Source organism: Microvirga sp. CF3016 (genome assembly GCF_036314085.1).
Taxonomy (GTDB): domain Bacteria; phylum Pseudomonadota; class Alphaproteobacteria; order Rhizobiales; family Beijerinckiaceae; genus Microvirga.
Genome location: NZ_JAYGGM010000014.1, coordinates 122,551 through 129,678, shown reverse-complemented (window position 1 = coordinate 129,678; position 7,128 = coordinate 122,551). Strand labels below are relative to the sequence as shown.

Below are 7,128 nucleotides of genomic sequence, written 5' to 3'. Positions count from 1 at the left end.
CGGCTACAACCGCGCCGCCTCGCTCATGGAGCGCATGGAACACGAGGGCATCGTCGGGCCCGCAAACCACGCCGGGAAACGCGAAATTCTGATCAATCACATCGATCTGGACGATTGATCATCCTCTCCCATGACAATGAACGGAAGGCGGCTCGTGAGAGCCGCCTTTTTGTTGGCAGAGCGGATTCGACTTACTGGATGACCTGCACGACCGTCCGGGTGTCCGGATCGACCAGCACGGTCCGGTCGTTCACGATCGTGTAGCTGTAGTTGTCGCGAAGGCCGACACTGGGGGGAACGTCATAGAGCCTCACACGCGGCGGTACGGGCTGGCCGACGACGATCTCTTCGGTCACGCGCATGGTGGGACGGCGCTGGGCGACCACATAGGTGCGGACCCGATTCGACTCCTCAGCGGAGAGAACGCCTCCCACGGCTGCACCTGCGACGCCGCCGACAACGGCGCCGACCGGGCCGCCGATGACAGCGCCGGTCACGGCACCTCCCGCAGCGCCCGTCGCGGCGCCCGTTTCAGTGTTGCTCTGGCAGGCGGCAAGGGGCAGAGCCAGGAGGGTCAGCAGGGCGGCCGATCTAAAGACATGATTGCGCATGACGGATTCCTTTCCGATTAGCATCATGCGAACGCAGGAAAGCTTGGCCGGTTCCCTCCTGCAGCCCAACGATCGGGTTCACCATGAAGGTGTGAACAGGCGAGCCATTTGTTCTTGCCGTTCCGGTCCTCAAGTGCATCTGTCATGACAGTCGAGGTACACGGGTGGGGAGGATATGATGGCTGAACGTTCCAAGGTTGCGATCGTGACCGGAGCGGGGACCGGGGTCGGCAAGGCGATCAGTGCTGGCCTCGTGAAGGCCGGCTACAGCGTCGTCATGGCCGGGCGGCGGCGCGAGGCACTGGAAGCGGCCGAGCGGCAGATTGCGGGCGATGGGGCCTCGATCCTCCTCGTGCCGACCGACGTGACGGATCCGGCCTCCGTCGCCAACCTGTTCGCCGCCACGAAGCGGGCCTTCGGGAGGCTCGACCTCCTCGTCAACAATGCCGGGATGGGCTCTCCGGCGGTTCCCTTCGAGGACATCCCGTTCGAGCAGTGGCAAAAGGTGGTCGACACCAATCTCACCGGGACGTTCCTGTGCACCCAGGAGGCGTTCCGGATCATGAAGGATCAGGATCCGAGAGGTGGGCGAATCATCAACAACGGCTCCGTCTCGGCCTATGCCCCACGGCCGTTGTCGGCTCCCTATACGGCGACCAAGCATGCGGTTCTCGGGTTGACGAAATCCACATCCCTCGACGGCCGAGCCTATGACATCGCCTGCGGTCAGATCGATATCGGCAATGCCGCCACGGACATGACCGCCAGGATGACGGAAGGGGTGCTGCAGCCCAACGGGACGCTCGCACCCGAACCCAGAATCGACCCCAAGCACGTGGCGGATGCAGTGGTCTACATGGCCGGGCTGCCGCTCGATGCGAATGTGCTCACCATGACGGTCATGGCGACGAAGATGCCGTTCGTGGGGCGGGGATGAGACACATTGCCGTGAAGGGAATGTTCCGATCTGGGAAGTAAGCTGGGCCGCCCCATTTCACAGGAATGGCGGTCCTCAATCAGCCGCGATGTACGGATTCCGTTCAGCTTGGTCCCGGCAGGATTTCAGCCGGCGGCAGGGTGCGTCCTGATTGGCCGTGCCGATTGCTCCCTGAGGAGGGTGATTTTCCAATGACAGCCACCGAATGAGCGCGATCCTCGTCAAGATCTTTGCAACCGCCCTGACCCTGAGCCAGGTTCTCGTCGATCCGGAAACGGTCAAGACGAGCTTCGATCCTGCGCGGGATCAGGAACAGGTCTCGCAGATCCTGAGAAACGGCTGCACCCATATGCGGCGCGCCTTCGACATTGAGGACATCAATCTCGACGATCTCATCGCCACGGCCATGGACGACCCGCAGGCCATTACGGGCGATCTGAAAGTGCTGCAGGGATTGAGCTTCAACGACCTGCATGCGAGCTACCGCCAGTTCTGCAAGGATGAAAAGGTGGAGCCGTCGCCGGTGAACCTCGGCGAGGTGATCTCGTACTACAACGCGGCCGTGGCCGGGCTCCCCGATGCCGGGAAGCTGAAGGGCCTCAAGCTGCCGGGCGTCAGCGTGATTCTGGACGGGAACGGCAGGCGCTTCGCCGAGGTGTATGAGCCCGACCACCGACGCGTCTGGGTGCCACTGTCCGACATTCCGAAGAGCGTGCAGCAGGCCTTCGTCTCGGCGGAGGATAAGCGCTTCTACCAGCACAAGGGTGTGGATGAGCGCGGCGTGATCCGTGCCTTCGTGGGCAATCTCGCCAATGCCGGTCGGCCCGCCGGCGGTTCCACGATCACCCAGCAAGTGGCGAAGAACCTGCTTGTCGGCGACGATGTGACCTACGACCGCAAGATGCGGGAAATGATCGTCGCCTCGCGCATCGAGCGTGTGCTCAGCAAGGCGGAAATTCTCGAAATCTATCTCAACTCGATCTATCTCGGCCGCTCCTCTTGGGGAATCGAGATGGCTGCACGCAGCTATTTCGGAAAGGGCGCCAAAGCCCTCTCTGTGTCTGAAGGGGCTTTGCTCGCGGGATTGACGAAGGGGCCGAACTACTACAATCCCGACACGAAGCCCGATCGGGCCCAAGAGCGCATGGCCTACGTTCTCAGCCGCATGCAGGACGATGGATTCCTGCAGCCTAACCAAGTGCAGCAAGCCGTCGCCGCCTTGCCGCCGAGGGTGCCGTTCGAGCGGATCCGGCGCACGACGGGCTTTCACTTCGTCGATCACGTGACCCGGGATGCGCGCACGCTTGCGGACATCGAGAGCCTGACGGCGGGCGGCTACACGGTGCGCACCACCATCAATCCGGCTCTGCAGCAGGCCGCCGAGGCCGCCTTGCAGGAGGGGCTTGCCCGCTATGAACTGAGCATCGGACGGCAGCGCTATCAGGGGGCCGAGGCGAACCTGGCTGGGGCCGTCAAGGCGCTCGAAGGCGTTCAGGATCCTGCGCCGGCGTGGAGGCGGGCCTTGGAGGCGGTGCGGCTGCCTCTCTATGACGTCCATTGGCCGGCGGCTGTGGTGATCGAGAAGGGGAAGGACCGGAAGACCGGGGCCAATGTCCTGCGTGTCGGTCTCGCGGATGGGCGCGTTCTGCCCCTGAATGCCTGGGAGGCGGCCCGTCGCGATCTCAAGCTCCATGACGTGGTGCGAGTCCAGGTGATCGAGCAGAAGGGCAAGGGTGTGGTTCGCGCCGATCTGCGGACGCCGCCTTCCGTGCAGGGCGGAGCGGTCGTCCTGGAGAACAAGACGGGCCGCATCCTCGCTATGACGGGCGGGTTCTCCTATCCTCTGAGCCAGCTCAATCGGGCAACGCAGGCGCACCGGCAGCCCGGTTCCGCCTTCAAACCGCTGACCTATCTGGCCGCCTTGTCCAAGGGGTTGCAGCCCAACACGCTGATCTGGGACGCGCCGGTGACGCTGCCGCCCGTGGCGGGGGATGCCAATGTCCGCGGTGGCGATTATTGGAGCCCGAAGAATTTCGACGGCGGGCGCTCCGGCATCATGACCCTGCGCCGGGCGCTCGAAAATTCCAAGAATCTGGTGACGGCACGCCTGCTCGATGGCGGCATCGAAGCCGCTCCCGAGCAGAGCCTGAAGCGGGTCTGCGAACTCGCCATCGAGGCGCAGCTCTATCTGGAATGCACGCCGCATTATCCCTTCGTTCTCGGCGCACAGCCTGTGCGAATCCTCGACCTGGCTGCCTTCTATGCGGCCGTGGCCAACGAAGGGGCCATGCCGGTGCCCCACGCCATCGAGACGCTCGAAGAGAACGGGCGTACGATCTACAGCCGCAAGGCCAATTTGCTGGTCCGGCTCGGTTCCGCCGATGCGGCTGCCTTCTTTCAGTTGAAGACCATGCTGCAGGGTGTCCTGGAGCGCGGGACGGCCCGTTCTCTGAAGGCGCTCGCGCCTTATGCCGCGGGCAAGACCGGGACCTCGGACAACGAGAACGATGCCTGGTTCGTCGGCTTCACCAACGACGTCACCATCGCCGTCTGGGTCGGGCACGACAACGCCGACGGCAAGCGCCGCACTCTCGGGCGCGGACAGACCGGCGGCAAGGTGGCGGCGCCCATCTTCCAGTCCATCCTTCAGGCGGCATGGGAACACCATGCCCCGAAGGCTCCTCTCAGTCCGCCATCGCCGCAGGCGGCCAAGCAGCTCATCGCCCTGCCGATCGATCTGAACACCGGTGACCGGCTGACGGAGGGGCAAGGAAAGGGCTTCACGGAGTACTTCCGCCTGAGCTGGTTCGGGCGTTTGAGCGAGACCCAGTTCCGCCTCGTGCCGCAGTCGGAAGTGTATGCGTTCCGCAATCCAGATCCCTGGAGCGACGGCGAGGAGAGGGGCGGGCCGGATTATTACGAGGACGGTCCTTATGCGCAGGGGCCGGGTTGGCTCGACAGCCTGCGCCAGAGCGCTCCGCCGTCACGCCGCCAAGCCGAGCCGGAACGCGGCTTCCGCTGGTGGTGGGAGGACGAGGCTCCCCGGCGGCCTAGGCGCGTGGATCCGGATTACTTTTGGCGTAACGGACAGGTTTACTGATGACATTGACGAAGCCTTTTGGACGGATGCTGACTGTCCTTGTTGCTCTGTTTGGCTTTGCCGGGATACTTGAGGCTCAGGAGTTCACGATCGACGAGGTGCCGTCGGCAGTGGCCGTCGCGCCGGCAAAGCTGAAGCCGAAGACCATCTTCTTCAGCGATCATCGGGACGACAAGCTGGCCGATGCCGGCACAGGACTGATCCGGTTCGAGGATTGGGCGCGCGAGAGGCCGGTGCAGAAGCAGCTTCTGAGCCCATTTCCGGGTTACGTCGAACCGACCATCAAGGTCTCGGTTCATGGCATCCCGAAATCCTACACCGAGAAGCTCCACATGTACGTGGTGGAAGCCCGCTTCCTGATCGGCAAGGCACCCGGTTCCATCGATCTCGGGCGCTATACCCGGCTTGAGGTGCTTGAAAAGATCGATCCCTCCATCAAGCACCGTCGGATCACCGCCGAGCAGGCTGCACCGCAGGCGGATCCCCAGAACGCCTCCAACCGACATCCGAGCCGCCGTTGGTGCGAGGCTGAAGGCAGCCTCTGCATCGAGTCGCGCTATCCGTTGGAAGGCAAGTTGCCGGTTGGCATCCGCCTTGCCAACAAGCTGGAAGAGGGTGGAAAGAAGATTTCAGAGTTCATGGAATTCCAGACGGAAATCCGCACTCTTGGGCGCGAGGAGATCGAACGGGGTGGCTTCGCGAGGCTCACTGGCCTCGATGCTCCGGTCGCCGGGGTGCTGGAGCAGACGATCTTCCATGTCAATCAGGTGATGCAGTTCGGCAAGCTGCTGGCGGTGCTCCAACCGTCTCCCATCGATGCCGGCAAGACCGTGGCAACCGTGTTCATGACCCTTGCGGTAGAAACCGATGTTCTGGAGCGGAAGAAGGAATTCGAGAACGTCCCCGTGCTGCGGAACCTCATTCCGGCTCAGGTTCTCATGGGCAAGAGTTCGTTCAACTCCGGAAATTCCATCAGCGCCGGTCTCCCCGATTACGTCCGCAACCGAATCCGCGCCATCGCCGGGCAGTTCGAGCAATGATCGAGCGTGCTGAGCTCATGAAAAAGCCCCGTTCCAGTCAGGCCGAACGGGGCTGCGGAGTGTGCGGAGGCGACAAGGGGTTGCGGGGAATGGTGCCTCCGTACGAAACCAAGCGTTCAGGTTGATCAATGTTCCTTGGAAAAGGCTGTTCTTGAACCTTGGCAGGCATCAATTTTCCTTGATTGCGCCATGATCAAGGCTCTCCCTGGTCTTCGGGATTAATGCCGATGGGTGTTGTGGAACGCCGCATCCGGGTAACGATCCCGTTCCGCGGATGTTGGGGCCGGGCAGTCAGCGCTTCTTCCTCCCGAACTTGCCTCTCTCGGCTCCCACCGAGGGAGGCTTTTTTGTCCAAGACGACCGATCATTCACGCCATGAGCTTCCGTTCTCCCTCGGCCACTGTTATCTGCCGAGCATCGGACCAACGCCATGTCACTCCCGCCGGAGCCGTTGGATCCGTGCGCGCTGAGGAGGTGCCCTTCCATGGCCAAGGCCATCCACTCCATGATCCGAGTGCTCGACGAGCAGCGCTCCCTGGCGTTCTATGACAAGGCATTCGGCTTGAAAGTGGCGGAACGCCTGGCGTTCGGGAGCTTCACGCTCGTTTACCTGAGCAATGAGAGCGGCGAGTTCGAGCTGGAGCTGACCATCAATCACGGACGGACGGAACCCTATGCGCTCGGCGACGGGTACGGGCATCTCGCTTTCTCTGTGGACGATCTGGAGGCGGAGCATGCCCGGTTCGAATCCCTCGGTCTCAGCCCCACGCGGCGCAACGAGCTGAAGCTCGAGGGCAAGCCTCTTGCACGGTTCTTCTTCGTGCAGGATCCCGACGGGTACAAGATCGAGGTGCTTCAGCGCGGCGGGCGCTATAGGTAGCCGGGGCCTCCTGTCCATTCCAGTTCAACATGAGGTCCCGTGGCCATCCGCCCGATCATCCGCTTTCCCGATCCCCGTCTGCGCCAGAAGGCGGAGCCGATTGGCCCTGTCGATGAGGCTGTGCGGGCGCTCGCGGGGGATCTGACGGACACGATGCATGCCGCACCGGGCATTGGCATCACCGCGCCGCATATCGGCGTCCCCAGGCGGCTCGTGGTGATCCAGTTGGAATCCGACCGCGAGCCGCACATCTATATCGATCCGGAGATGCTCTGGGTCTCCCCCGAACGGATCCGGCACGTGGAGGGAAGCGTCTCCATGCCGGGCGTGACCGACGAGATCGAGCGCCATGCCCGGATTCGGGTGCGTTACAGGGGACTGGATGGGTCGGAACGCGAGGAGGAGGCGGAAGGCCTGATGGCGGTCTGCCTCCAGCATGAAATCGATCAGCTCGATGGCATCTTCTGGATCGATCGCCTATCGAAGTTGAAGCGGGACCGCCTAGTCAAGCGGTTCGAAAAGCTCCAGCGCATCAGAGCCTGATGACGGAGTGGCCCTGA

Annotated in this window: 7 protein-coding genes; 6 read left to right on the top strand and 1 reads right to left on the bottom strand. The window is 63.0% G+C overall.

What is annotated here, in order from left to right:
- Positions 1-118 (top strand): DNA translocase FtsK (locus tag VB672_RS22670; protein ID WP_442932130.1); only part of this gene is annotated, 118 nt, incomplete at its 5' end.
- 73 nt (positions 119-191) lie between these two features.
- On the opposite strand, the gene VB672_RS19885 is transcribed toward VB672_RS22670, so the two are convergent.
- Complete coding sequence (locus VB672_RS19885) at positions 192-611, bottom strand: DUF1236 domain-containing protein (protein ID WP_329785940.1); 420 nt, start codon at positions 609-611, stop codon at positions 192-194.
- A 178-nt stretch (positions 612-789) separates the two neighbouring features.
- Here VB672_RS19885 and VB672_RS19880 point away from each other — a divergent pair, with 178 nt between their 5' ends.
- From VB672_RS19880 to VB672_RS19860, 5 genes are all read left to right on the top strand, one after another.
- Positions 790-1,548, top strand: coding sequence for an SDR family oxidoreductase (locus tag VB672_RS19880; protein ID WP_329785939.1), 759 nt, complete (start codon positions 790-792; stop codon positions 1,546-1,548).
- A gap of 205 nt (positions 1,549-1,753) precedes the next feature.
- Positions 1,754-4,648, top strand: a complete 2,895-nt coding sequence (locus VB672_RS19875) for a penicillin-binding protein 1A (RefSeq protein ID WP_329785938.1) — start codon at positions 1,754-1,756, stop codon at positions 4,646-4,648.
- Positions 4,648-5,688 (top strand): hypothetical protein, encoded by a 1,041-nt coding sequence (locus VB672_RS19870; protein WP_329785937.1) that lies wholly within the window; start codon positions 4,648-4,650, stop codon positions 5,686-5,688. The genes VB672_RS19875 and VB672_RS19870 overlap by 1 nt, the downstream gene beginning before the upstream one ends.
- A 484-nt stretch (positions 5,689-6,172) precedes the next feature.
- A complete protein-coding gene (locus tag VB672_RS19865) occupies positions 6,173-6,568 on the top strand; it encodes a VOC family protein (RefSeq protein WP_329785936.1) in 396 nt (131 codons plus the stop codon).
- A 39-nt stretch (positions 6,569-6,607) separates the two neighbouring features.
- Positions 6,608-7,111, top strand: coding sequence for a peptide deformylase (locus tag VB672_RS19860; RefSeq protein WP_329785935.1), 504 nt, complete (start codon positions 6,608-6,610; stop codon positions 7,109-7,111).
- Positions 7,112-7,128 lie beyond the last annotated feature (17 nt).

Excerpts from the sequence above, each read along its gene's own strand:
- VB672_RS19885 (WP_329785940.1), bottom strand. The coding sequence starts at position 611 with ATGCGCAATCATGTCTTTAGATCGGCCGCCCTGCTGACCCTCCTGGCT.
- VB672_RS19880 (WP_329785939.1), top strand. The coding sequence starts at position 790 with ATGGCTGAACGTTCCAAGGTTGCGATCGTGACCGGAGCGGGGACCGGG.
- VB672_RS19875 (WP_329785938.1), top strand. The coding sequence starts at position 1,754 with ATGAGCGCGATCCTCGTCAAGATCTTTGCAACCGCCCTGACCCTGAGC.
- VB672_RS19870 (WP_329785937.1), top strand. The coding sequence starts at position 4,648 with ATGACATTGACGAAGCCTTTTGGACGGATGCTGACTGTCCTTGTTGCT.
- VB672_RS19865 (WP_329785936.1), top strand. The coding sequence starts at position 6,173 with ATGGCCAAGGCCATCCACTCCATGATCCGAGTGCTCGACGAGCAGCGC.